Below are 22,536 nucleotides of genomic sequence, written 5' to 3' on the forward strand. Positions count from 1 at the left end.
AGGCTCGGGCGCAGAGGCAAGGCATGCTGTTCTGGCCATTCCCTCGCCGTCGCAACGAACGCACCACCAAGGAACCCGTTGTGGACCGCGTTGACGAAAAGGTCTAGCCGGAGACAATCCAGCCGAACGTCCACGGAAGGCTCCGTACGTCGGGGCCTTCTTCCGTGCGTGAATTCTTGACGGGCGCGCACCGTCGGTCTAGCGAGAGCTATCGCTTCCGGACAGGACCGCAGGGACCCGGGACAGGAACTTCTCTACTACTTCGGCGAACTCGTCGGGCCGTTCGATCTGGGGCATGTGTCCGGTCTTCGAGAAGACGTACGACTCGGCGTGCGGGAAGGCCTTGAGCGCCGCCGCCAGATGGCTGTGGGGGAGGATGTGGTCGTGGGTTCCCCACACCACAAGCGTGGGAACGGCCGACTGCGCCAACGCCTGGATAAGGGCCGTCCGCCATTCGGCCCGGACGCCGGAAACGGTTCCGAGGTCGCGGGCGACGTCGAGCAGTGTCTTGCGGTGTGTGGCCCGCTGCGACAGCGCGAACGCATGGCCGACGCGGTCACCGGTCACCAGTTCCTTGTCATAGAAGAGTGCCCGCACCGTGCGGTGTGAAGCCGCCTCGTCGGGGCGCATGAGGAGTGCAGCGAGCGGCCTGACCGCGAGCAGGCGCAGCACCAGTGCGACCTCCTTGCCGAAACCCGCACTGTTAGCAAGGACCAGGGCCGAGACGCGGTCCGGGTGGTCCGCAGCCAGCTTCATGGCTACGGCGCCACCGAGCGAGTTGCCCATCACGGGCAGCGGCGCGTGCATCCCGAGAGCGTCGAGGAAGCCCGGGAGTACGCCCGCAAGCTTCGCCAGCGTCGCCTGCCCCGGAACACGGTCGGAATAGCCGAAACCGGGCAGATCCACGCTGATGACGGTGTGGCGTGCCGAGAGTCGCTCGTGTTGCTCGTTCCAGTCCTCCAGGCTCTGGCCGATGCCATGCAGGAGCAGCACGGGGTTCCCGTTGCCGGTTTTCCGGTACCGCAGCCGCGCACCGCCGGCGTCGACGTATCCGGCGCCGGGCAATGCCAGCGGGTCCCGAGGCGTGAGTGCCGTGCCGCCGGAGGGCTGCACGCGTTGGCCCCGCCGGCCGAAACGGACCCGGTCCGTCAGCCGCCCGGCGCGCAGCAGGGCGAAGTCGCGGAAGTAGTTCTGATGCAGCCGCCATGGTGAGCCCGCGCCCTGCCGGGGCAGCTGTCCTGCCCCGCGGAAGATGTAGCCGGCCTTCAGGTCAATCAAGGAAGACAGCTCTCCCTGGGCCACCTCGGCAGGCGCTGCCGGTACCACCCACTGCAGGTTCCGGCGGTCGAGGTACTTCAGAACCCGGCAGACGTACCCAGCCACCAGATCCGCTTTGAGCGTCCAGGAGGCGTTGGTGTAGCCGACGGTGAGCGCAAAGTTGGGGACGCCGTCGAGCATCATGCCCTTGTAGGTCAACGTCTTGCCCACGTCCACGGGTTCGCCGTCAACGGTGAGCGTCATGCCGCCAATCACCAGCAGGTTCAGTCCCGTCGCCGTGACGATGACGTCGGCCGGGAGTGACCCGCCCGAGGCCAGGTCAATCCCGTCCGGGGTGATCCGCGAGATCGTGTCTGTCACGATGTCGGCGGTGCCGGCGCTGATCGCCCGGTAGAGGTCGCCATTGGGGATCGCGCAGAGCCGCTGGTCCCACGGCTGGTACGTCGGCGCCAGGTGCGTGTCGACCGCAAAGCCGTCCGGCAGCTTGGCGATGGCCGACTTCCGGAGGATTGCCTTCATCGTCTCCGGCCGCCGTCGGCTGAGTTGGTAGGTGAACATCGAAAAAAGAATGTTCTTGGCGCGCACGACGTCGTACGCCAGTTGCGCCGGCAGCTTGCCTCGGAGGCGGTCGGCCAGATGGTCCCGCGACGGCACGGGGGCGATGTAGGTGGGGGAGCGCTGCAGCATCGTCACTTTGGCGGCCGACTTTGCCATCGAGGGCACGAGTGTCACGGCGGTGGCCCCACTGCCGATGATCACCACCTGCTTGCCCGCGTAGTCGAGGTCGGCCGGCCAGTGCTGCGGGTGGACGATCGAGCCCGCAAACGACTCGGCCCCCTCAATGGCCGGGGTAAATCCCTCGTCGTAGCGGTAGTAACCGGAGCAGACGGAGAGGAACGAGCAGGTAAACGTGAAGCTCTCGGCGGGACCGGACGCCGCATCGTCAGGCCGGTATTCTCCGCCCGACGTCTGGACAGCCGTCACCGTCCACAGTGCGGTGTCGCTTGACCATTCGGCCGAGACCACCCGGTGATTCAGCCGGAGCTGCGGTGCGAGGCCTTCGTCGGCGACAGTGGCCTCGATGTACTCGCGGATCGAGTCGCCGTCGGCGATGGCCTTGGCGCCGGCCCAGGGCCGGAACGAGTAGCCGAGTGTGTACATGTCGCTGTCGGAGCGGACGCCCGGGTAGCGGAAAAGATCCCAGGTGCCTCCCACGGCGCCGCGGGACTCAAGAATCGTGAAGGTCTTTCCGGGCACCTCGCGTTTCAGCCGGCTGGCGAAACCTATGCCGCTTAGCCCGGCGCCGACAATCAACACATCCACGTGTTCGCTCATGAGCCCAAGCTATCGACTCCAAGTTGAGAGAGTCAACAGAGTGTTGAGTCGTGGGGCTAGGATGGGCCCATGATTCAGCGAGGACGACGCAGCACAAGGGTCTCGGGGGATGAGCGCCAGGATTCTATCCTGCTCACCGCCGAGGCGCTCCTCGGCGAGCGGGCCTTCGACGAGATCGCGATCGAGGATCTGGCCCGGGGCGCCGGCATCTCACGCCCTACTTTCTATTTCTACTTCTCCTCCAAAGACGACGTGCTGCTGGCCCTCCTGGACCGAGTGATAACCGAGGTGGAACACCGGGTGGGTGCATTGCCGCGGGATTTCGCGAGCGACCCCGCGGGGGCGTGGACACGCTCGATCGGTATGTTCGTCGAGGTGTTCGTGGCCCACCGCGGCGTCGCCACCGCGGCGATTGGTGCGCGCGCCCGGAACGAGGCGGTGCGTGCACTTTGGTCCAAGTCGATGCAGTCCTGGGCCGACTTCTCGAGTGACGTGATCCAGTCCGAGCAGGATCGAGGGGCTGCGCCACAGGGTGTAGACGCGCGGGACCTGGCGGTAAGCCTCAACCTGATGAACGAGCGGGTGATCACCGCGGTTCTCAACCATGAAACGCCAGCCATCGAAGAAACCCACGCCCTGGAAGTGCTATCAACCATCTGGATCCGCAGTATCTATGGATCCGACAACCCCGGACGCCGGTAATGCCAGCGCCGAAAGGAAGAACGCAGATGCTCCAGATCAAGACGTTGACCGTGCTCGGCACTGGCGTGCTCGGCTCGCAAATCGCCTACCAGGCCGCCTTCCACGGGTTCGCGGTCACCGCCTATGATATTGACGCCGACGCCCTCGCGGAGGCCGAGGCGCGCTTTGCGCGGCTCGCCGGCACCTACCGCGCGGCGAAGGTTGCGGGCGCCGCGGAGGGCAAAGCCGAGGCGGCCCTGGGCAAGCTGCGCCTGACCGCAGACCTCGGGGACGCCGTCGCCGACGCAGACCTCGTCATCGAGGCCGTCCCCGAGCTGCTTGAGCTTAAGCGGGAGGTCTACCGCAAGCTCGCGGACCTGGCCCCGGCCAAGACCATCTTCGCCACGAATTCGTCGACGCTGCTGCCCAGCGACCTCAAGGAATCGACCGGCCGCGCCGACCGTTTCCTCGCCCTCCACTACGCCAACAACATCTGGGCGCAGAACATCGCCGAGGTGATGGGCACGGCCGACACCGATCCGGCGGTGTTCGACGCCGTCGTCGAGTTCGCCCGAAACAGCGGCCTTGAGCCGATCGAGATCAGGAAGGAGAAGGCCGGCTACGTCCTGAATTCGCTGCTGGTCCCGCTCCTGAACGCGGCCGCCGGGCCTCTTGCTGCAGGGCGTGGCCAGCCCGGAAACGATCGACAAGACGTGGCGCATCGCCACCGGAGCGCCGAGCGGACCGTTCCAGATTTTCGACGTCGTTGGCCTGGGAACCGCGTACAACATTGCGTCGTCGTCCCCGGACGCCGGGTCCCAGGCATTCGCCCGGTACCTCAAGGACAACTACATCGACCAGGGCAAGCTCGGCGTCGCGACGGGCGAAGGTTTCTATACGTACTGACTCAGAACAAGGTGGCGCCGGTCAGGTCCCCGAGCAGACCCACGAGCCGGTCCTGGAAACCGCGGTCCAGGGCCTCGGCTGCAGGGGTGCGGAGGGTGCGGTGGTGCCAGTAGCCGCCGCTGGTGAGTGCGGCCGGGTCGGAGCTGGTGGCCAGCCAGGTCTGGGTAAGATGGCCCATTTCCAAATCATCGGGCGCTCCGGGGCCGCCCATTTTGGTGGGTACCCAGCCGGGGTCGACGGCGTTGCTCAGTACGCTGGGCCAGCGGCGCGCGACTGCGAAGGCCAGCGTGGTGGCGTAGAGCTTGCTCTCCGCGTACGCCTGGCCGGCGTTCCAGCGCCGCTGGGTCCAGTCAATGTCCTGCAGCGGACCGCCGCCGCTCCGGTGCAGTCCGCTGCTGAGGAAGATCAAGCGGTCGGGCCTCTCGATCAGCGCCGTGAGAAGGTACGGCGCCAGGGTGTTCACTGCCAGCGTCCGTGCGTGCCCCTCGGGGGTGCTGCCGCGTGTCGGCTCAAGGTAGGTGCCTGCGTTGTGGATGACGGCGTCCATGCGGCCGATGCTGTTCACCTGCTCGGCCAATGAACGGGTTTCCGCTCCGCTGCTGAGATCGCCGACGACGACGCCAGCCGCCCGGGCGGTCAGCGCACCGAGGGCTTTTGCCCGCCCCAAGGTGCGGGCGTGAAGGACGACGTCGTGGCCCTCGTCGAGCAGGGTCACCGCGGCGCCGAGCCCCAGCCCGGCGGCGGAGCCGGTGATGAAGATGCGTGCCACGCAGTTCCCCCTAGTCTCGGTCCTCGTCCTGGACGGAGCGGGATAGCAGGCAGAACTCGTTGCCCTCGGGATCAGCCAGTACCACCCAGCTGACATCCGGGCCTTGGCCCACGTCCGTGCGCTCTGCGCCCAGGGCGAGCAGCCTCTCGAGCTCCCCGGCAGTCGACGTGCCGTCGGCGCGGAGGTCGAAGTGCAGCCGGTTCTTGACGGTTTTGCCTTCGGGGACCGCGATCACGTCGATGGAGGGGTAGGTCCTGTCGTGCGGCCCGATGCTGATGATGCCGGTGTCCGCTTCGAGGACGTGCCAGCCAAGGACGGCGCACCAGAAGTCGGCCACCACCTGTGGATTGATCGCGTCGATGGCAATTGAAGCTAGCTGGCTCGGCATGGCACCACGATAGCCCACGGGATGCGCGCCCTGCCTAGCCATATGTCGAGCAAGCAGGCGGCAAGTAACGCAACCACATAAACGCGTAGGGTGCGGGGGTTAACAGGTACGGGCCACTGAGGAAGTTGCGTCTCGGGGCTCGTTAGGATGAGGGCTCCCGGGGCGGTTATCCCGGTCTTCCCGCTCCACCTCCCGAAGCCATCGTCGACCTTGGAACTCACCTAGGTCTTCAAAAACGTAGCCCGGCACACCTAGGACCTGGACGACATCTGAACCGTGACCGTGCGGCTCGACACGAGGTCGAAATGGGTGATCCGATTCAACGAAGAATTGTGGGGAATTCATGCGTGGACCATTCACTGCTCGTTTAGTCCTTATTATCGCAATCATCGGTTTCAGCCTGGTTCCGCTGCCTGCTGAGGCGGCTGGGGGATTGGCGACTGACAAGGTGGTCAGTGCGCACCAGTCCTCCTTTTCCCGGTCAGTCGTTTCTCCTGCTTTTACCACCAGTCAAAGCAAGGAACTATTGATTGCCTTTGTGACCGCTGATGGCCCCGCCGCCTCGAGTTCACAGCAATTCACTTCCGTCACCGGCGGCGGGCTCACCTGGCGTCTGCGGAAACGCACCAACGTCCAGTACGGGACGGCCGAAATCTGGCAGGCGGTGTCGAGCAGCCTCCTCACGAACGCACGAGTGACGGCAACACACAACGGGTCATACCAAGCCTCCATCACGGTAGCCACCTTCACGGGCGCGGACACGTCCACGGACGGGGCGGTCGGGGGAGCGAGCGGCGCCACCGGAGCGCCGACCGCTTCCCTAACGACAACCCGCACCGGCTCCTGGGTGTGGGGTGCGGGCAATGACTGGAGCAGGGCCGTCGCCCGTACCGTGGGAGCCGGTCAAACCAAGGTCGACGAGTTCCTCTCCAGCTCCGGTGGAACGTTCTGGACGCAGCGCCAAACCGCGCCCGGTACGGCAACGGCGCCTTCAACGGTAAGCATCAATGACACCGCCCCTACGAACGACAGGTGGAATTTGTCTCTTATCGAGATCAGGCCCGCCCAGGCGGCTCCGGTGTTCACGGCGTCTACGCCTCCGGCTACCGCCACCGTGGGAACTGCTTATTCGTACACCTTCGCGGCGTCCGGCAACCCGGCCCCGACCTTTCGCGTGGCGTCGGGGTCGCTACCGGCGGGGTTGAGCCTGAACGGCGGCACCGGTGTCCTTGCCGGTACGCCGACGTCGGCCGGGTCCTCGACGTTCACGGTCGCCGCGACGAACGGGATCAGCCCGGACGCGGTCACGCCGCTGATCACGATCAACGTCGGCCCCGCGCCATCGCCCGACGGTACGCAGGCCGCCGTCGTCTTCGGCTGGGGCCCGGTGGTGGCCGGGGACGAATTCTCTTACACGGGTGCCCCCGACCCATTGAAGTGGGGTGTCTACAACAGCCCAGGCCACGCGGGAAAAGGGATCCGCAGCCCGGGTGCCTGGTCCGTGGACGGAAGTATAGTCACCGTCAGCGGCGACTCGGCCGGAACGACCGGCGGCATGTCAGCCAAGTTCGCCCAACAGAAATACGGTCGCTGGGAAACCCGGATGAGAACCAGCGCCCGGGACCCGAAGTACCACCCGGTCCTGATCCTCTGGCCGAATAACAACACGTCGCCGAACTGCGCTGAGATTGACTACGCCGAGGGAACGTCCGATACATCCCGGATCAAGTTTTTCCTGCACTACGCCTGCAGCGGATCAAGCTTCCAGACCCAGTCCGTCCAGCCGATCGATACCACCCAGTGGCACAATTACGCGGTTCAATGGACCCCGACCGGGATCACCGGCTATATCGACGGCGTGCAGTGGTTTACCGACACGGACCCGGCCCATCAGCCCACGGTCGGGATGCATCAAACCATCCAGTTGGACTGGTTCCCCGACGGGACCGCGACTCAACCGAGCCAGATGCAAGTCGACTGGGTCCGTGTCTACAACTGAGGCGGAGGTGAATGATCCCGGAGGAATCGAGCCCGTTGTGTGAGTGTGAGTTCTTATGAAACGCATCGGTTTTCTGTCCTTCGGCCACTGGGGTGACGTCCAGGGTTCGCGCACACCCTCGGCCCGGGACGCCCTCCTGCAGGCGGTTGACCTGGCGGTGGCCGCGGAGGAAGCCGGCATCGACGGCGCCTACTTCCGTGTCCACCACTTTGCCGAGCAACAGGCTGCGCCGTTCCCGCTGCTGGCCGCCATCGCCGCGCGTACCTCCCGCATCGAGATGGGCACCGGGGTCATCGATATGCGCTAGCGCATGTTGGGGTTGTTGCACGGGTCTATTCGCCCCTCGCGGGGTCCAACCTGGGGGAGGGTGCCGGGGAGGCGCTTCCTGGTGTTCCGCCACGCTGGGGGTACGACGGAACTAAGTAAGCTCACCAGTCGCAAATCGGGCCGATGGGTTGTGTCACCGCTATACTTCCAAGGGCGTTGGTAGAAACCATCCGCCGCGACCGGGGACCGATGGGGCCGGCCGTTACGACGTCCTAGGTAGCCGATGACTTTCCCAGCCTCCACCCCACGTCCGTTGCGTCTTAGGTCGCTGGACGGCCTCCGGGGACTCGCCGCGCTGATCGTGGTCATCCACCACAGCGCGCTGACAGTGCCGGAGTTCGCCAATCTGTATATGACCGGGGACATGCCCTCGGAAGGCAGCCTTCTGTGGTGGCTCAACGCTACGCCGCTGAAGATCTTCACGGCGGGCGGTGAAGCTGTATTGCTGTTCTTCGTCCTGAGCGGGCTTGTGGTATCCCTGCCCGTCCTCAGGGCAAAGACCTACGATTGGGTCGCCTACTACATCACTCGGTCTCTGCGCCTCTGGCTGCCCGTCGCGGCCTCACTGTTACTAGCAGCAGTTGGGGTCGCGCTGGTTGCTGTGGATCCAAGCCTCCCCGTCAGCAAATGGGTGAAGTTGTCCAACGTTAGCCTTCTCGAGTGGCCTGAAGTTATCGCCGGATTTGACGAAGTTCGCGGACCCACGAGGATCAATAACCCACTCTGGTCACTGCAGTGGGAGTTCATCTTCTCATTCCTTCTACCGGTCTTTGTGGGTATCTCGGTGGTCTTGCGACGTTGGACGGCCCTGACGGTAACTGTGTGCGCGGCCCTTTCAGTCGTAGGCGTGATGAACGCCATCGGGTACCTGACCTATCTGCCGGCGTTTCTCGCCGGCGCGGCCCTGGCTGTTCCGGTACTGAGCAGGACTCGCCGATACCGCCCCCGTGGGGCATCGCTCCGGTCGAAAGCTTTATGGCTCGGGTCCCTCGTGGCCGGCGTGTTGTTCATGTGCGCGTACTGGTCCATGCTTCTAGGCGGCGTGACTGATCCTTTTGTTCTGGCTGTGGGCAAGGCGCTAGCACTTCCTGGTGCTGTGTTGCTCGTCCTGTGTGCGGTGTTCTCCCGGACAATCGCCCAATTTTTGGAATGGGGTCCCGTGCAGTGGCTCGGAAAAATCTCATTCAGCCTGTACCTAGTCCACGTACCCATCATCGTGATGTTCAGTCGCATGTTCGGCGCCGACCACTGGATGCATGCCTTGCTGTTTGCCATCCCCGCGGCGTTCGCGGTGGCCTGGATATTCTCGGAATTTGTTGAGCTCCCGGCACACCGCCTTGCCAAGCGCACTGGAAGGTGGATGAGCACAGGTGTGGCGGACTACGTTTCCGGTTCGGCCGGCCTCCCCGAATCGCGGGGTCGGGGAAAGCGGTTGCAGACGACATCCGGGGACCGGTGACGTCGTCATGTGTCTGAAAGGGTTGTGATGCGTCGACTGTTTATCGGGTTGGCGGTTCTCGCGCTGTCGGGGTGCGGGGCCGTGTCATCAGCGCCACCAACGGCCACGCCTACCCCTACAGCTGAGGCTAGGCAGCGAATTGTGCGTTCAGTGATCGGTCCGGACAACGTGGCCGTGACCGTCCCGGCGAAACCCAACGGAACCCTCGTCATTGCGGCGCACGGGCACGGCGGAACCGTTGACGAATGGCAGACAGGAGCCGCGCAGTCGGGCGTGCGCGACGCTCTTCTCGCGGCTGGGTACAGCATCGCCACCTCCGACGCCGGCGGGAACGTGTGGGGTGCGCCAGCGTCAGAAAAAGCGTACGAGGATTTGTACAAGTGGGCGGCGGACCAGGCGCACACCGCCGACGTGGTGTTATTGGGGCAGTCCATGGGCGGTCTTGCCGCGCTACAACTCATCGGGCACATTCCGGCCAAGGCGTTCGTCGGGGTATATCCCGTCTGCAACCTCGCGTCGATGACGGACAAGTTCCCCACGTTCCGGCAAGCGTGGCCGGCCGGGGCCCCCTCAGCGCTGTCGCCAGTGAAGCCGAGCTATCCCCCGGGATTCCGAGCCATCTTCTTCTCATCCCCAGCAGATACGACCGTTCCGAAGGCGACCAACACCGACCTGTGTGCCGCTGCCGCGAGGTTAGCAGGCGCCGCTGTGACGGTGGTCCCGGTGAAAGGTGAACATGGCGATCCGTCGGCGTTCCAGCCGGGCAGAGTTGTTGAATTCTTGGACGGCGAATAAAGCAAAAAAGTCCCCGCCATCCGGTGAAGGATGACGGGGGAGTTTTCTATTTCCGGACGCTCGCGTCAGCGGCCCGCCTGGTCCGTGCGGGGTTCTTTTGTCAGGCCATGCTTCTCCCGCCGTCTGAAGCACGGTCACCGAAGGGCACCCCTTATCCAATAAGGTCCTAGTCAAGAGGCGGGCCCCGCCCTGCATAGTCGGCAGCTTCGTACGGGCCAATGGTTCCACGGATTCGGGTGTCGCCTTCGCCGTGTGTACTTGGATGTCCAGCCGAGACGTCCGGGGCGACCGTCGTGGTGTCCCGGGCCGTCGGCCGGTTCCGGTTACTCACTCGCTAAGGGAAATTTCACCTCCCGTAGTCGGGGTCGTTGTGCTGACGATTCAAGGCAGCAATCTGGCCGGAGAACTTTGAAGCGTCGATCTTCCTCTGCATCTTCAGATTCCGCTCCTTCCACTGCTCATAACCGGGGCCGCTGTAGCGGCCAACGGAGTCGCTGTCGCGGCGCTGGCGGGCTGCAATCGATCGACGCCGGAAGTCCTCGAGCTCCAGGCCGAGCAGATTGCCGGCTACCGGGAGGCGTGGGCGGCGGCAGGGCACGCGCGGACTCCACGGGTGTGCGTCTCGCGGAGCATCATTCCGCTGATCGACGACGAGTCGAGGCGCTTCTTCGGGCTTCGAGCCCAGGCCGAGGCCCGCGACCAGGTGGGCTACCTCGCCGGCGGTCTGGCCCGGTTCGGGCGCAGCTACGTCGGAGAGCCCGATCGTCTCGTGGAAGAGCTCTCCCGCGACGCCGCGGTGGCGGCAGCGGATACTGTGCTGGTCACCGTCCCGAACCAGCTTGGCGTCGACTTCAACGTGCGGCTGCTGGAGTCGATTTCCCGCGACCTGCGCCCGGCCTTGGGTTGGGACTGATCGGGCTGGGTCTGGTCGGGCTGGGTCTGGTCGGGCTGGGACCGATGCGGACCTCCGGCTGACGTCCGAACGCATTCGTGCAAGGATCGGCTATGCGCCAACGCCTGATGCTGCTCGATACCGCCTCGCTGTATTTCCGTGCTTTCTACGGCGTTCCCGACACAATCCGCCGCTCCGACGGCACGCCGGTGAACGCCGTTCGCGGCCTGCTCGACATGATCGCGCGGCTCACCACCGACTACGACGCGTCGCATCTCATCGCGTGCTGGGACAATGATTGGCGCCCGCAATGGCGGGTCGATCGCCTCCCCAGCTACAAGGCGCATCGCGTGGCCGAGGCCGTGGCGGGCGCTCCTGATGTCGAGCTCGTGCCGGACGCCCTCACCGCCCAGCTCCCGATGATCCGCAAGGTGCTTGACCTGGCGGGCATCGCCGTCGTCGGGGCGGCGGAACACGAGGCTGACGACGTCGTCGGCAGCTATGCCAGCAACGCCATGTTTCCGGTGGACGTGGTGACCGGCGACCGCGATCTTTTCCAGGTTGTTGACGACGCCCACCAGGTGCGGGTGATCTACACCGCGCGGGGCATGCGGAACCTCGAAGTCGTCACCGAGTCGGTCATTTTCGGCAAGTACGGCGTGCTGCCGGGGCAGTACGCGGATTTTGCGACCCTGCGCGGCGATACCTCGGATGGGCTGCCGGGCGTCGCCGGCATCGGAGACAAGACCGCTGCGGCACTTCTGGCCGACTACGGAACGCTGGAGAGCCTACTGGCCGCCACTACGGATGCGGGGAGCGGACTGTCCCCGTCCATTCGTTCAAAGCTCGGCGCGGCCGAGGCCTATCTCTCCGTCGCGCCCGGCGTCGTTCACGTTGTGCGCGACCTTGAATTGCCCACCCTTGAGGAGGCAGGGGCGAAACTGCGTCCCGTCGCCGGCGATAGTCGCGCCGAGCTTGAGGCCCTGGCCGCCGAGTGGAACCTCGGCGGCTCGGTCACACGATTCCTCGCGGCGTTGGACGGGCGTCATTGAGCGGCAAGGGATGAAAGTGCGCTGACTACATGGGCGGTGGGTTTGGCTTCGACCATCGCCGAGCTTTTGCGTTCTTCCAAACTGAGTTCCGGATGCCGGTGCAATTCGGTGTAGGTTTCGCGTATCCAGCCCAGTTGGGATTCGAGGCCGGCTAGGACTGTTGCGACGTTTCTCATGAGCATCCCGCTCTCGATGGCTGAAAGCGCCGGAGCAGTTCGGGCGCCGCTGGCACGATCCAGCCCCGACCGCGGTGCTGAGATCAAGGATAGTGGGTGGCCTTCGGCCCTTCCCGCGCCCGAGCTGCACTGGTAGACCGGTAGTCGAGGCCTAATCAATCCCAGCGCCCCGGGAGGTGCGTAGGCGTATCCTCGCTTTCTTCCCGAAACACCTGGGCACGGCGGGGGAGTGACAATGACACCCATCGCATCTGCGCGGCTCACGATGGCCAGAGGGCTTGCCGCCGGTTTCGCGGCCGCCTACCTGGCGCTCGTGCGGCCACGCCTGTTGCGCGCCGGTGCGAGCGACGGCGAAGTACGCGGACCCTACCCGGGCTCCGGGATCATTCCAGACGGGACCCGCAGCGCAACGATGGCCGTGACCATCAACGCACCCCGCCCACGCGTGTGGCGCTGGCTCCTGCAGATGGGAACCAACCGGGGAGGCTGGTACAGCTGGGACCGCCTGGACAACTTCGGCCGGCGCAGCACTGGCGCCATCCATCCCGAGTGGCAGGATCTCGCCGTCGGCGACCATCTGGCGGCCACACCCGACGGCAGCCAGTGGTGGGAGGTGGCGGCGCTGGAGCCGGAACAGTTCCTTGGCCTTCGCATGTCGCTCGACCTGCGGGGGCGCCCGTTCGACCCGGCAGGCATGCGGCCCCGCTACTTCACCGACTCGCTCTGGGGGTTCGAACTGAAGGACACAGCGGACGGCCGCACCCGCCTGATCGTGAGCGGGTACTGGTCCCTCCGGCCGAAATGGCTCCAGCCGCTCCTGAGCATTGTGGTGCTGGAGCCCTCGCACTGGGTCATGCAGACCCGTCAGTTCTCCAACCTCAAACGGCTTGCCGAGTCAGAAAGCGCCTGAGCTGCGGGCGTCCCCGGCGTCGCCCCTCGCACCGCCTCCGCTGCCCAGCAAGCTGCGGGTGAGCGCCTCGCCGTCGGCCATCAAATCGCCCACGGCCACCTGAAGGTGGGCGTCCGCGACCGGGACGCCGGACAGGGCGGCGGCCACGACGGCGCGACGGATCAACTCGCGAGCGAACGAGGCCGTGGTTCCCGCCGTGCGGTCTGCCGCCTCCTCGAGTGCCGCCGGGCTGAAGCCGATCCCGTGGGAATACAACCTGAGCAACGCCACCCGCTCCGACTGCGCGGGCAGCGGAACTTCAACGGCCAGGTCCACCCGGCCGGGGCGTTGGGCCAGGGCCCGTTCCAGCATGTCCACCCGATTGGTGGTGAGGACGAACGCCACATCGGCGTCGCTGGCGAGGCCGTCCATGGCGTCGAGCACCTCGAATAGAAGCGGCTGGGGCCCGTGGCCGAAGCTGCGGTCCTCGGCGATGAGGTCGCAGTCCTCGAGAACGACGATGGAGGGCTGCAGTGCCCTGGCCATGGTGGCCGCCTCCGAAATCCGGGCAAGCGATCCGCCGGAGAGCAGGATGGCGGTGGCACCCTGGCTCCGGCCCAGCAGATACCGCACCGTGTGGGTCTTTCCGGTGCCCGGACGCCCGTAGAGCAGGATGCCTCGCTTGAGATGCTGCCCGTAACGGTTGAGGGTGTCCCGGTGCTCGGCAATGCCCAGGGCGTGGTCCGAGACCTTCTGCAACAGGCCGTCCGGCAGGACGACGTCGGCCGCGGCCAGCGTGGGGCGGGTGTGGAAGGTCACGCCCGCGGCGCTGGGTCCGTATTCACCCATAACGAGTGAAATGACCTGCCCCTTGAGAACGCTGTGGTGCTGCATTCGACGCCGGAAGTCGGCGAGGAAGGCCGCGGCGGAATCGGTGTCGCCGGCAAGGACTTCCAGGCGGGCTGCCTGCCGGCCGTACCGGGGGTTGGCGTCCCGCTGCAGCACAGCGATCGGGCGGCCGACGTGGCTGAACAACCAGAGCCCCAGCGCCACCGCCTGGCGCTGCTCGTCCGGACCCACTGCCAAGTTGGCGTAGTCGGGCTGGGACAGCGGGAACTGCGGAAAGATCTGCGCCTGCTGCAGCATGTCGCTCAAGGAGTGGTGGTGGCGCTGGTCCCCTCCGCCGATGCCGACCAGCCGAAACTGCTGATCCTCGCCCGCAAGCTCTGCCATCTGGATGTCGGCGTCCACGAACCGGTGTGGCGGAATGTCCTCCACCACGACTGAGACCGACTCGGCCGGCACACCCAGATGCCCGGTGAGCGTCGTCAGCAGCTGCGGTCCCGCCGATGGACGGTGTTGCCCGGCCTGCGCAAGCTGCACGAGCTGAGCGAAATTGTCGATGAACTTCCCCAAATTTTCATCCATGCGCAGACCCTACCAGCGTCCCTGCAGCGCGGGGCCCTACAAGCCGTGGCGCTCAAGCGCCCGTCCCAGGATGCGGGCACCCTCCGGGAACGCGCCGGGGTTGGGCCCGGCGTAGTTGAGCCGGATGAAGGGGCCGGCGGGTTCGGCGGGGAACCACGCCGTACCGGGGGCGATCAGCAGGCCGGCCCGCTCGCAGTCCACACTCAGATGCTCAACGTCGGTCCCGTCCGGAAGCCGCGCCCAGAGGTTCAGCCCGCCTTTCGGCACCAGTGTGAGGTGGGCCTGCGGGACGTGTTCGCGAAGACTCGTCACGAGCAGGTCGCGGCGCGCCTGGAGTTGGTGCCGGACGCTGCGCAGATGCGTCTGCCAGGCCGGCTGGGTGACGACCTCGAGGGCCGCGGCCTGGAGCAGGCCGCTGACGTACATCGACTCCGCCCCGCGGTCCCCGAGGATGCGCTCCCTGGCCGGCCCACGCGCAATGACGGCTGCCACGCGGATGGCCGGCGACACACTCTTCGTCAGCGTCCGCAGGTACACCACATGTCCGGAATCGTCGCGGGCGGCCACGGGGGAGGGGGCGCTGCTGATGCCGAAGTCGTGGGCCCAATCGTCCTCCACGAGGAACGCCCCGTGCCGGCGCACCACCTCCAGGACCTCGTCTCCGCGCCGGACTGTCCACTGCGCTCCGGTCGGGTTGGCGTAATTGGCCTGGGCATAAAAGAGTCGCGACCCGGTCTCCTCGAAGGCCCTGGCCAACTCGTCAGGATCGGGGCCGTCCGGCCCGCTCGGAACAGGGACAACACGGACGCCGGCCTGGGCGGCCGCGAGGATGGCGCCCCAATAGCTGGGGGACTCCATCAGCAGCGGCTGGCCGCTGCCCACCAGCGCCCTGAAGATGGAGCTAAGGCCGCTTTGGCTGCCCGGCAGGACGACGACGTCGCTCGCCCCGGGTGGGGTGACGCCCGCCGGCGTCGAGGTACCGAGTTCGTGGGCGAACCAGGACTGCAGCTCGGGAAGTCCGGCAGCGGGTGCACGGGACAGCGCTGTCTCGCCCCGGGCTGCCCGGATCAGGGCCGCCCGGACCAGCCGCTCGGGCAGCAGTTCCCGGGCCGGGTAGCCGGAGTGCAGGGCAATGACATCGTTGGGTGCGCTGCGCATCGCGGCGGACGCCGAGCGCAGCGGCGCCTGCGGTGCGCGCAGGGCCGCCGTCTGCCAGCCGTAGTCGGACGGACGCGCCGTCCGGACCGCCCGAACGAACGTCCCGACGCCCGGCCGGCTCTCAATAAGGCCCTGGGAGGTGAGGGACTGCAAGGCCTTCTGTACCGTGACCGGACTGGCCTGGTGTTCGGCCACGAGGGAACGCGTGGACGGCAATCGGGCGCCGGGGGCGGCCCGGCCGATCCATTCCTTCAGCTGCGCCGCAATGCGTGAACTGCTATCGTTGTCCATGAGAGACAAGAGTAGCGCTACTGTCCTTTTTCGCCCAGTGATACCGGCCTCCCCGGCCGACGGTGCGGCCGGCCTCTGGTGGGGCATGCTTGGCGTGGCGGCATTCTCCTTTACGGTTCCGTTCACCCGGGTTGCCGTCGCCGGACTGTCGCCCCTGTTTATCGGCTCCGGCCGGGCCGTAGTGGCAGCAACTCTGGCGTCCGTCGCGCTGATCCTTACCCGCCAGCGTTTGCCCCTGGCCCGGCAATGGGCGAGGCTCGCGGTGGTCGGCGGCGGAATCGTTGTCGGGTTCCCGCTGCTCACCTCCTTCGCCCTCACCAGCGTCCCAGCCAGCCACGGCGCCGTGGTGATCGCCCTGCTCCCGGCCGCGACCGCAACCGCCGCAGTTCTTCGGGGGCACGAGCGTCCCCGGACAGCGTTCTGGCTCGCCACGTTAGCCGGCGCCGCCGCTGCCGTCGGCTTCGCCTTCGCACAGCCCGGCGGCTTTGGGCAGCTGCACTGGGCGGACCTGATGCTCCTCGGCGCCGTCGCCGCCGCTGCCGTGGGCTATGCGGAAGGCGGACTGCTGGCCCGCGAGCTTGGCGCTTGGCAGACCGTGTCATGGGCGCTTGTCCTTGCAGCGCCGCTGATGGTGGCCCTGGCCGCGCTCGCCGTGGCCCAGCAGCCGCCGTCGGCTACCCCCGCGCAGTGGGCTTCCTTTGCCTACCTCGGCGTCGTCAGCATGTTCCTCGGATTCTTCGCCTGGTACCGGGGCCTCGCCATCGGCCCAATGACGCAGGTCAGCCAGATCCAGCTGGTTCAGCCCGTGCTGAGCATCGCATGGGCCGCGCTGATCCTCGGCGAATCGCTAACGGAGACCACCCTGATCGGCGGGGCCGCCGTAATCGCCTGCGCCGGCCTCGCCGTCCGAGCCCGGTTGAAGCCGGCGCCATCGCAAGACTAAAAACGCCCAAACCCGCCATTTCGATACATCCAAGGACGGCCCCATGTACATCCCAGCGCACTTCGCCGCCAGCCCCGGCGCCACCCAAAACCTCATCGCCGCCCCCGCAGCCGCCAACCTAGTCACGGTGACTTCGCGCGGCATTCTCGCCACCCTGTTGCCCCTGGTCTACGTTTCCTCGGCCGGCGAGCACGGCGCGCTGCACGGCCACCTGGCCAAGAACAACCCGCAGTGCTCCGAACCGCCCATCGGCGAGGCGCTGGTCATCCTGCAGGGCGCTGACGCGTACATCTCACCGTCCTGGTATGCCTCAAAGGCCGAACATGGCGGCGTTGTTCCGACCTGGAACTACTCCACGGCACACGTCTACGGAACGCTAGTAGTCCATAACGACCCGGCCTGGCTCCGCCGCCATGTCCGACAGTTGACCGAGCTCCACGAAGCCCGTTCGGACCGGCCCTGGTCCCTCGACGATGCCCCGGAGCGGTTCATCGAAGGCCAACTGCGGGCCATCGTCGGCGTCGAACTGCTGATCACCAGGACCGAAGCGAAGACCAAACTCAGCCAAAACCGCGCAGCTGCAGACATCGACGGCGTTGTGGCAGGGCTTCGGGCCTCCGGGCAGGCCGCGTGTGCGGCCGACGTCGACCGGGCGCGGCGGGAGGTCGGGGATCGGGAGGCCGGCGGACGTGCTACCGGGCGTCGCTGGAGTAGCTGAGCCCGATCTGGCTGCGGACTGCGTCCAGCGCCGCCATGACCTGGACACTCTCGCTGGGCGGCAGGATGTCGTTTTGGCGGTCGCGCCGGTGGCAACGAGACGCTCCATCTCCCACGCCTGGTACTGCATGCCGCGGCCGGTCACCGGCTCATCGAAGCGCTCGACGACGTTTCCGCCGTCGTCGTACCGGGTGAATCCGGTGGGTGTGTACCAGACCGGATTAATGTCGATGCTGCCTCCGGTGCCGATGACCGCGGCCCGGTTCGGTCCCGCGGTATCCAGCGCGCAGTGCAGCACCGCCTGCTGTCCGTCCCCGTATTCGAAGATCATGGCGGTCTGGCGGTCGACGCCGGTGGCCGTCATGCTGGCGGCAGCCTGGATCTTGGCCGGTGCCCCGAAGATGTCGAAGGCGAAGGAAACGGGGTAGATGCCCAGATCGAGGAGGGCTCCGCCGCCCAGTGCGGGGTCGTTAAGCCGGTGTTCCGGGTCCTTGGGCAGGTTCTGGTTGTGGTCCGCGATCAGGGTACGGACCTCGCCGAGGAGTCCCGAGGCGATCAGTTCGCGGATCCGGACCATGTGCGGGAGGTAACGCGTCCACATGGCCTCAAGGGCAACCAGCCCCTTGGACGCGGCGAGGTCCGCAATCTCCTGCGCCTGCCACCCGTTCATGGCGAAGGGCTTCTCCACCAGGACGTGCTTGCCCGCGGTGAGCGCCAGCAATGCGTTCTCGTAGTGGAACGGGTGCGGCGAGGAGATGTAGACAACGTCGACGTCGGGGTCGTTCACGAGTGCTTCATAGCTGCCGTGCGCCGTGGGCAGCTGGAACCTGGCGGCGAATTCGCGTGCCGTGGCCAGGTTGCGGGAGCCCACCGCCCGGACCGTGAAGCCGTGTTCCACCAGGTCCGATGTCTGCAGCCCGGCAATCAGCCCGGTGCCCAGGATTCCCCACCGGACAGAAACCGCAGGGGCGCCGGGGGAGTCGGAGCTGTTGGGGGAGCGGGTCGCGGCGGTCTCTGACATGGCTTCGGTTCTCCTCGGGCTGGCGGTCAGGTGGGCGCCGCTGCGTTCAGAACGGAACGACGCCGTCTGAGCATGCTAGCCCAGCACCGGATACCTCAGCGCGGGAAGATCACTTGCAGGTGCAGCGCTGTTCGGTGGGAACGTCGGCCATAACGGACTCGACATGCTCGCCGCAACCGGCCCAGGTGATCTTTCCACAGCTATTGCAACGGACGGGACTGCACATTGTTTCTCCTTGAGTCTGGTATTCCAGGTGCGGCAGGGGCCGCGCCTTATTGAACTACTTCTATTGAAGTGGCTGTGTTGCTCCGTGGCCAGTCAGGACGCGGGCGCGGCGACCATTTTGGCCCGGACGTCTGCCATGTCGAGCGCCTTCACGGCAGTGATGAGCTCGTCCAGGCCGGCCGCATTCATGGCGCCGGGCTGGGAGAAGACGAGGATACCTTCGCGGAAGGCCATCAGGGTGGGAATGGAGGTGATGCGCGCCGCCGCAGAGAGCCCCGGCTCGGCCTCCGTGTCTACCTTCGCGAAGACGACGTCGGGGTGGGCTTCGGACGCCTTGCTGAACGTCGGGGCAAACATGCGGCATGGGCCGCACCAGGCTGCCCAAAAGTCCACCAGCACGATGTTGTTACCGGAAATGGTGTCCTCGAAGGTCTTTTCGGAAATGTCGATAGTTGCCATGCACCAAATATATACCCCCGGGGGTATTGCGTGCAAGCATGCGCGGTGCTGTGCGCCGGGCTTGCACAAATACCCCTGGGGGTATCATTGTGGGAGGGAGAAGCCACCGCCCGGGGCTCCCCGGCAGTCTGAAAGGAAAGCAGCATGAAAAGCATTTCTGTCGACGACCTGGCGGCATTGGTGCCCGATGTTCCCATCATCGACGTGCGGGAGGCTGAAGAATATGCCGAGGCCAGCGTTCCGGGCACCAAGAACCTGCCGCTGTCGGCACTTCAGTGGACTCTTGGCGATGTTCCGATCGGCCGCACCGTCTACGTGACGTGTGCCTCCGGCGGCCGCAGTGTCCGGGCTGCCGCCTTCCTATCGGAGCAGGGCTACGATGCCGTCAACGTGATGGGCGGCATCACGGAGTGGTACCGCAACGGCCACCCGGTCACCTATGCCGGCGGGGGCAACTGAGCGTGTCCGCCGCCGTCAGCCTGCCGGGGAATCCGGGCCCCGATGCCGCGATGCGCCGCACCATCAACCGGCTCAAGCGGGCCCAGGGCCAGCTCGGGGCGCTGATCGCCGCCCTCGAGTCCGCATCCGACTGCCGGAGCGTCGTGACGCAACTCTCGGCCGTCCGGGGTGCCCTGGACAAGGCAGGGTTTGAGTTGATCTCCGCCGCCATGCGCGAATGCATCGCCGACGTGCCGGAGGGGCCGGCTACTGATGGCGCAACTGGTCCGAAGCTCACGCTTGAGGAGATCCGCGGCCTCTTCCTGCGCCTAACCTGACGCCCCGTGGCGTGCGAGGTGCGCCGGGCGCCTCCGGCCGGTCGGTGCAAGGCCGTCAATTTTGAATCATAATACCCCTGGGGGTATATTATTGGTGGCTGGATCGGCCACATGCCCCTACCGAAAGCCTCCCGAAAGGTGCGCACTCATGGACATTACCGCCCAGCAACTCAATGAACAGCTCGAGAAGGGCAGCGACGCACAGATCGTGGACGTCCGCGAAGCCGATGAGGTAGCCGCAGGCATGATCGCGGGCGCGCGGCACATCCCGCTGGGTGAGTTGCGGATCCGCCTCGGCGAGCTGGACAAGAGCCGTCCCGTCGTCGCGGTCTGCCGCAGCGGCCGCCGCAGCGCAGCAGCCGCCGACCAGCTCGCTGCCGCCGGTTTCACCGCCTACACGATGACCGGCGGGATGCTCGACTGGTCCGCCGCCGGGCTCCCCGCCGGCTGACTCTTCCCATGAACTGCCCGGGCGGCACTTCCCCCCAGCGCCGCCCGGGCCTCCATCTGTCCTGACTGCGCCCCTCAGTGCACCAGGCGCACCAGGTGGGCGGACGGCGGCCCCCGCATCCGCTGGCTGCCGCCAGAACTGCCCACGCTATACCGAAAGAGATTATGACTTCCTCAAACAAGACCTCTACCACCGAGTCCGCTCCCCAGTCCATTGACGCCGCCACGCTCAAGGCCTGGGAGGACAACCACGATGACCTGATGGTGATCGACGTACGCAGCGGTGCCGAGTTTGATTCCATGCACATCAAGGGCTCCTACCATGTCCCGCTGCCGATGCTGAGCGAGCACACGGAAGAATTCGCCGCCAAGATGGGCACCCGCGTGGTCCTGGTCTGCCAGTCCGGGAACCGGGCCGAGCAGGCCCGCAAGCATCTGGATGCCGTGGGCCTGGGCAGCGCGAGCGTGCTCGCCGGCGGGGTGCCCGCCTACGCCGCGGCAGGCGGCAACGTCGTGAAGGGCCGCAACACCTGGGCGCTGGAGCGCCAGGTCCGGATGACCGCGGGTTCGCTGGTCCTGGCCGGCGTCGTGGGCAGCAAGTTCCTCTCGCCGAAGCTCGGCCTGCTGGCCGGGGGCATCGGCGCGGGCCTGACCTTCTCCGCGGCGACCAACAGCTGCGCCATGGGCCAGATGCTCTCCAAGATGCCGTGGAACCGTTCCGCGAACGAGCCCACCGCGCACCAGGCCCTGAAGAACCTGGGCGCCAAGGCATGATTCTCACCGCGGCGGCGTTCGGACTGATCGTTGGCGGCCTCCTTGGCCTGGTTGGAGGCGGCGGGTCAATTCTCGCCGTCCCCGCGCTCGTCTACGGCGTGGGATTGCCGCTGGCCGCGGCGATCCCGACGTCGCTGGTTGTCGTCGGCGCGTCCTCCGCCGTCGCGGTGCTGCCAAGGCTGCGGGGCGGGGTGAACTGGCGGCTGGCGCTGATCATCGGCGCCGCCGGCACCGCAACCGCCTACCTCGGCGCCTACGTGAACCGGTTGCTCGATCCGAAGGTGCTGCTGCTGGCTTTTGCCGCCATCATGGTCTTCGCCGGGATCCGGATGATGCTGCCGTCCAAAACGTCCGGTGGGTCCTGTGCGCTGCCGGGCGGCGGCGTCCACTGGCGCAGCTGCCTGCCCAAGGCAATTGCGACCGGCGCCGTCGTCGGGTTCCTGACCGGGCTGCTCGGCGTCGGCGGCGGCTTCCTGATCGTCCCGGCCCTGACCCTGGTCCTGGGCCTGCCGATGGCGGTGACTGTCGGCACCTCGCTGGTGATCATCGTGATCAACTCGATCGCCGGTTTCGCGGCACACCTCGGGGACCTGCAGATCGACTGGGCCGTCACGGCCGCGTTCGCGGGCGCAGCCATGGCCGCGTCCCTGGTCGCCGGCCGGCTCGGAACCAACATCCCGGACAAGGTGCTCAAACGCAGTTTCGGCGTCCTGGTCCTGGCCGTCGCGGCCTACGTGAGCGTGCAGGCCCTGCTCTCCTAGCAACTCCGCCAGCAGCGCCGGCACTGGCGCCGTGAAAGCGCCGGAAGACACCGTCTTCCGGCGCTTTTTCGTGCCCCTGCATGGATCGGCACACGCGCGGGGTAGGTTGAGCCCAGGAGGTGTAAATGAACGAGATTCTGATTGCAGACGGGAAGGGCCGGCTGGGACTTCGCGGGCCGTACTTCCACCTCTTCTGGGCACCGGAGTCACAGGTCGGCGCCGACGACGCCCTTGCCTCCATCGAGGCGATGCGCGGCCTGGGCGGGACGGCCCGTCCGCTGCTGCTGGAGATCTCCGGGGTGACCCTGAGCAACGCCGCCCGGGCCGCCTTCGCCCACGCCCAGCCCGCCTCGGCTGTGGCGATGCTCGGCTCCAGCGTGGTGGACACCGTGATGGGGGCGGCCCTCAGCCGCCACGACCACTGCCCGCACGCCTACTTCACCTCCGAGGCCGAAGCCCTGGCGTGGCTGGACAGCCTCGCGGCAGACCCCGCCAGCGACGCCCACTGAGGCCGAACGTCGGTGGATGGATTCCTCCGGTGCCTTTTTGCATCCGCGGAGCCATCGGCGGGAGCGTGGGGCCCCGTC

23 protein-coding genes and 3 pseudogenes are annotated in these 22,536 nt (G+C 66.6%); 18 read left to right on the forward strand and 8 right to left on the reverse strand.

Annotation, left to right across the window (positions count from 1 at the left end; genetic code table 11):
* Nucleotides 1-198: 198 nt before the first annotated feature.
* Nucleotides 199-2,613 carry an alpha/beta fold hydrolase gene (locus ACZ5Z0_RS00080; protein ID WP_464109346.1) on the reverse strand — a complete coding sequence of 805 codons (2,415 nt, stop codon included), beginning with the start codon at nt 2,611-2,613 and terminating at the stop codon, nt 199-201.
* A 69-nt stretch (nt 2,614-2,682) separates the two neighbouring features.
* On the opposite strand from ACZ5Z0_RS00080, the gene ACZ5Z0_RS00085 reads away from it, so the two are divergent.
* The 3 genes and pseudogenes from ACZ5Z0_RS00085 (at nt 2,683) to ACZ5Z0_RS00095 (ending at nt 4,200) form a co-directional block, all read left to right on the forward strand.
* On the forward strand, nt 2,683-3,315 hold the full coding sequence (locus tag ACZ5Z0_RS00085) for a TetR/AcrR family transcriptional regulator (RefSeq protein ID WP_464109347.1): 633 nt from the start codon (nt 2,683-2,685) through the stop codon (nt 3,313-3,315).
* Between the two features lie 26 nt (nt 3,316-3,341).
* Nucleotides 3,342-3,842, forward strand: a pseudogene (locus tag ACZ5Z0_RS00090) (3-hydroxyacyl-CoA dehydrogenase NAD-binding domain-containing protein); the annotation flags it as partial.
* A 136-nt stretch (nt 3,843-3,978) separates the two neighbouring features.
* On the forward strand, nt 3,979-4,200 hold the full coding sequence (locus ACZ5Z0_RS00095; protein WP_464109348.1) for a 3-hydroxyacyl-CoA dehydrogenase family protein: 222 nt from the start codon (nt 3,979-3,981) through the stop codon (nt 4,198-4,200).
* A 1-nt stretch (nt 4,201) separates the two neighbouring features.
* On the opposite strand, the gene ACZ5Z0_RS00100 is transcribed toward ACZ5Z0_RS00095, so the two are convergent.
* Nucleotides 4,202-4,969 carry an SDR family NAD(P)-dependent oxidoreductase gene (locus tag ACZ5Z0_RS00100; RefSeq protein WP_464109349.1) on the reverse strand — a complete coding sequence of 256 codons (768 nt, stop codon included), beginning with the start codon at nt 4,967-4,969 and terminating at the stop codon, nt 4,202-4,204.
* Between the two features lie 10 nt (nt 4,970-4,979).
* Nucleotides 4,980-5,357, reverse strand: a complete 378-nt coding sequence (locus ACZ5Z0_RS00105) for a VOC family protein (RefSeq protein WP_464109350.1) — start codon at nt 5,355-5,357, stop codon at nt 4,980-4,982.
* 343 nt (nt 5,358-5,700) lie between these two features.
* On the opposite strand from ACZ5Z0_RS00105, the gene ACZ5Z0_RS00110 reads away from it, so the two are divergent.
* The 6 genes and pseudogenes from ACZ5Z0_RS00110 (at nt 5,701) to ACZ5Z0_RS00135 (ending at nt 11,881) form a co-directional block, all read left to right on the forward strand.
* Nucleotides 5,701-7,356 (forward strand): putative Ig domain-containing protein, encoded by a 1,656-nt coding sequence (locus tag ACZ5Z0_RS00110; RefSeq protein ID WP_464109351.1) that lies wholly within the window; start codon nt 5,701-5,703, stop codon nt 7,354-7,356.
* Nucleotides 7,357-7,411: 55 nt separating this feature from the next.
* Nucleotides 7,412-7,660 (forward strand): annotated as a pseudogene (locus tag ACZ5Z0_RS00115) (LLM class flavin-dependent oxidoreductase); the annotation flags it as partial.
* A 246-nt stretch (nt 7,661-7,906) separates the two neighbouring features.
* Complete coding sequence (locus ACZ5Z0_RS00120; RefSeq protein ID WP_464109352.1) at nt 7,907-9,142, forward strand: acyltransferase family protein; 1,236 nt, start codon at nt 7,907-7,909, stop codon at nt 9,140-9,142.
* Nucleotides 9,143-9,283: 141 nt separating this feature from the next.
* Nucleotides 9,284-9,937 (forward strand): alpha/beta hydrolase family protein, encoded by a 654-nt coding sequence (locus ACZ5Z0_RS00125; RefSeq protein WP_464109353.1) that lies wholly within the window; start codon nt 9,284-9,286, stop codon nt 9,935-9,937.
* A gap of 613 nt (nt 9,938-10,550) precedes the next feature.
* Nucleotides 10,551-10,850 carry a hypothetical protein gene (locus ACZ5Z0_RS00130; protein ID WP_464109354.1) on the forward strand — a complete coding sequence of 100 codons (300 nt, stop codon included), beginning with the start codon at nt 10,551-10,553 and terminating at the stop codon, nt 10,848-10,850.
* 92 nt (nt 10,851-10,942) lie between these two features.
* The gene (locus ACZ5Z0_RS00135) at nt 10,943-11,881 is read left to right on the forward strand and encodes a 5'-3' exonuclease (protein WP_464109355.1); all 939 of its coding nucleotides are present in this window, start codon (nt 10,943-10,945) and stop codon (nt 11,879-11,881) included.
* On the opposite strand, the gene ACZ5Z0_RS00140 is transcribed toward ACZ5Z0_RS00135, so the two are convergent.
* Complete coding sequence (locus ACZ5Z0_RS00140) at nt 11,875-12,057, reverse strand: hypothetical protein (protein WP_464109356.1); 183 nt, start codon at nt 12,055-12,057, stop codon at nt 11,875-11,877. The genes ACZ5Z0_RS00135 and ACZ5Z0_RS00140 overlap by 7 nt on opposite strands.
* A 235-nt stretch (nt 12,058-12,292) precedes the next feature.
* Here ACZ5Z0_RS00140 and ACZ5Z0_RS00145 point away from each other — a divergent pair, with 235 nt between their 5' ends.
* Entirely contained in the window at nt 12,293-12,967 is a 675-nt protein-coding gene (locus ACZ5Z0_RS00145; protein WP_464109357.1) for a hypothetical protein, read from the forward strand.
* Here the strand turns inward: ACZ5Z0_RS00145 and ACZ5Z0_RS00150 are convergent.
* Both ACZ5Z0_RS00150 and ACZ5Z0_RS00155 read right to left on the reverse strand, forming a co-directional pair.
* Nucleotides 12,953-14,374, reverse strand: coding sequence for an AAA family ATPase (locus ACZ5Z0_RS00150; RefSeq protein WP_464109358.1), 1,422 nt, complete (start codon nt 14,372-14,374; stop codon nt 12,953-12,955). The two genes, ACZ5Z0_RS00145 and ACZ5Z0_RS00150, sit on opposite strands and share 15 nt — an antisense overlap.
* 36 nt (nt 14,375-14,410) lie before the next feature.
* Nucleotides 14,411-15,823, reverse strand: a complete 1,413-nt coding sequence (locus ACZ5Z0_RS00155; protein WP_464109359.1) for an aminotransferase-like domain-containing protein — start codon at nt 15,821-15,823, stop codon at nt 14,411-14,413.
* Between ACZ5Z0_RS00155 and ACZ5Z0_RS00160 the strand changes: the two genes are divergently transcribed.
* Together ACZ5Z0_RS00160 and ACZ5Z0_RS00165 are read left to right on the forward strand one after the other, a co-directional pair.
* Nucleotides 15,822-16,766, forward strand: coding sequence for a DMT family transporter (locus ACZ5Z0_RS00160; RefSeq protein WP_464109360.1), 945 nt, complete (start codon nt 15,822-15,824; stop codon nt 16,764-16,766). The genes ACZ5Z0_RS00155 and ACZ5Z0_RS00160 overlap by 2 nt on opposite strands.
* Nucleotides 16,767-16,809: 43 nt before the next feature.
* Nucleotides 16,810-17,484 carry an FMN-binding negative transcriptional regulator gene (locus ACZ5Z0_RS00165; protein WP_464109361.1) on the forward strand — a complete coding sequence of 225 codons (675 nt, stop codon included), beginning with the start codon at nt 16,810-16,812 and terminating at the stop codon, nt 17,482-17,484.
* On the opposite strand, the pseudogene ACZ5Z0_RS00170 reads toward ACZ5Z0_RS00165, so the two are convergent.
* Together ACZ5Z0_RS00170 and trxA are read right to left on the reverse strand one after the other, a co-directional pair.
* Nucleotides 17,459-18,504: pseudogene (locus tag ACZ5Z0_RS00170) on the reverse strand (Gfo/Idh/MocA family protein). The gene ACZ5Z0_RS00165 and the pseudogene ACZ5Z0_RS00170 sit on opposite strands and share 26 nt — an antisense overlap.
* 318 nt (nt 18,505-18,822) lie before the next feature.
* The gene (trxA, locus tag ACZ5Z0_RS00175; protein ID WP_464109362.1) at nt 18,823-19,188 is read right to left on the reverse strand and encodes a thioredoxin; all 366 of its coding nucleotides are present in this window, start codon (nt 19,186-19,188) and stop codon (nt 18,823-18,825) included.
* A 144-nt stretch (nt 19,189-19,332) separates the two neighbouring features.
* Between trxA and ACZ5Z0_RS00180 the strand changes: the two genes are divergently transcribed.
* From ACZ5Z0_RS00180 to ACZ5Z0_RS00205, 6 genes are all read left to right on the forward strand, one after another.
* The gene (locus tag ACZ5Z0_RS00180) at nt 19,333-19,647 is read left to right on the forward strand and encodes a rhodanese-like domain-containing protein (protein ID WP_464109363.1); all 315 of its coding nucleotides are present in this window, start codon (nt 19,333-19,335) and stop codon (nt 19,645-19,647) included.
* 2 nt (nt 19,648-19,649) lie between these two features.
* Nucleotides 19,650-19,964, forward strand: coding sequence for a metal-sensitive transcriptional regulator (locus tag ACZ5Z0_RS00185; protein WP_464109364.1), 315 nt, complete (start codon nt 19,650-19,652; stop codon nt 19,962-19,964).
* 148 nt (nt 19,965-20,112) lie between these two features.
* On the forward strand, nt 20,113-20,415 hold the full coding sequence (locus ACZ5Z0_RS00190; RefSeq protein WP_464109365.1) for a rhodanese-like domain-containing protein: 303 nt from the start codon (nt 20,113-20,115) through the stop codon (nt 20,413-20,415).
* Nucleotides 20,416-20,579: 164 nt separating this feature from the next.
* On the forward strand, nt 20,580-21,188 hold the full coding sequence (locus ACZ5Z0_RS00195) for a rhodanese-like domain-containing protein (protein ID WP_464109366.1): 609 nt from the start codon (nt 20,580-20,582) through the stop codon (nt 21,186-21,188).
* A complete protein-coding gene (locus ACZ5Z0_RS00200) occupies nt 21,185-21,949 on the forward strand; it encodes a sulfite exporter TauE/SafE family protein (protein ID WP_464109367.1) in 765 nt (254 codons plus the stop codon). Before ACZ5Z0_RS00195 ends, ACZ5Z0_RS00200 begins: the two co-directional genes overlap by 4 nt.
* 125 nt (nt 21,950-22,074) lie before the next feature.
* On the forward strand, nt 22,075-22,458 hold the full coding sequence (locus ACZ5Z0_RS00205) for a DUF7793 family protein (protein ID WP_464109368.1): 384 nt from the start codon (nt 22,075-22,077) through the stop codon (nt 22,456-22,458).
* The last annotated feature ends 78 nt before the right edge of the window (nt 22,459-22,536 follow it).

This window comes from Arthrobacter sp. T2-23 (assembly GCF_055398325.1).

Bases quoted from the DNA above. Each gene is read 5' to 3' on its own strand.
- trxA (WP_464109362.1), bottom strand. From the start codon at position 19,188: ATGGCAACTATCGACATTTCCGAAAAGACCTTCGAGGACACCATTTCC.
- ACZ5Z0_RS00085 (WP_464109347.1), top strand. From the start codon at position 2,683: ATGATTCAGCGAGGACGACGCAGCACAAGGGTCTCGGGGGATGAGCGC.
- ACZ5Z0_RS00200 (WP_464109367.1), top strand. From the start codon at position 21,185: ATGATTCTCACCGCGGCGGCGTTCGGACTGATCGTTGGCGGCCTCCTT.
- ACZ5Z0_RS00110 (WP_464109351.1), top strand. From the start codon at position 5,701: ATGCGTGGACCATTCACTGCTCGTTTAGTCCTTATTATCGCAATCATC.
- ACZ5Z0_RS00190 (WP_464109365.1), top strand. From the start codon at position 20,113: ATGGACATTACCGCCCAGCAACTCAATGAACAGCTCGAGAAGGGCAGC.
- ACZ5Z0_RS00120 (WP_464109352.1), top strand. From the start codon at position 7,907: ATGACTTTCCCAGCCTCCACCCCACGTCCGTTGCGTCTTAGGTCGCTG.
- ACZ5Z0_RS00150 (WP_464109358.1), bottom strand. From the start codon at position 14,374: ATGGATGAAAATTTGGGGAAGTTCATCGACAATTTCGCTCAGCTCGTG.
- ACZ5Z0_RS00160 (WP_464109360.1), top strand. From the start codon at position 15,822: ATGAGAGACAAGAGTAGCGCTACTGTCCTTTTTCGCCCAGTGATACCG.
- ACZ5Z0_RS00165 (WP_464109361.1), top strand. From the start codon at position 16,810: ATGTACATCCCAGCGCACTTCGCCGCCAGCCCCGGCGCCACCCAAAAC.
- ACZ5Z0_RS00195 (WP_464109366.1), top strand. From the start codon at position 20,580: ATGACTTCCTCAAACAAGACCTCTACCACCGAGTCCGCTCCCCAGTCC.
- ACZ5Z0_RS00135 (WP_464109355.1), top strand. From the start codon at position 10,943: ATGCGCCAACGCCTGATGCTGCTCGATACCGCCTCGCTGTATTTCCGT.
- ACZ5Z0_RS00080 (WP_464109346.1), bottom strand. From the start codon at position 2,613: ATGAGCGAACACGTGGATGTGTTGATTGTCGGCGCCGGGCTAAGCGGC.
- ACZ5Z0_RS00155 (WP_464109359.1), bottom strand. From the start codon at position 15,823: ATGGACAACGATAGCAGTTCACGCATTGCGGCGCAGCTGAAGGAATGG.
- ACZ5Z0_RS00145 (WP_464109357.1), top strand. From the start codon at position 12,293: ATGACACCCATCGCATCTGCGCGGCTCACGATGGCCAGAGGGCTTGCC.
- ACZ5Z0_RS00180 (WP_464109363.1), top strand. From the start codon at position 19,333: ATGAAAAGCATTTCTGTCGACGACCTGGCGGCATTGGTGCCCGATGTT.
- ACZ5Z0_RS00140 (WP_464109356.1), bottom strand. From the start codon at position 12,057: ATGAGAAACGTCGCAACAGTCCTAGCCGGCCTCGAATCCCAACTGGGC.
- ACZ5Z0_RS00205 (WP_464109368.1), top strand. From the start codon at position 22,075: ATGAACGAGATTCTGATTGCAGACGGGAAGGGCCGGCTGGGACTTCGC.
- ACZ5Z0_RS00105 (WP_464109350.1), bottom strand. From the start codon at position 5,357: ATGCCGAGCCAGCTAGCTTCAATTGCCATCGACGCGATCAATCCACAG.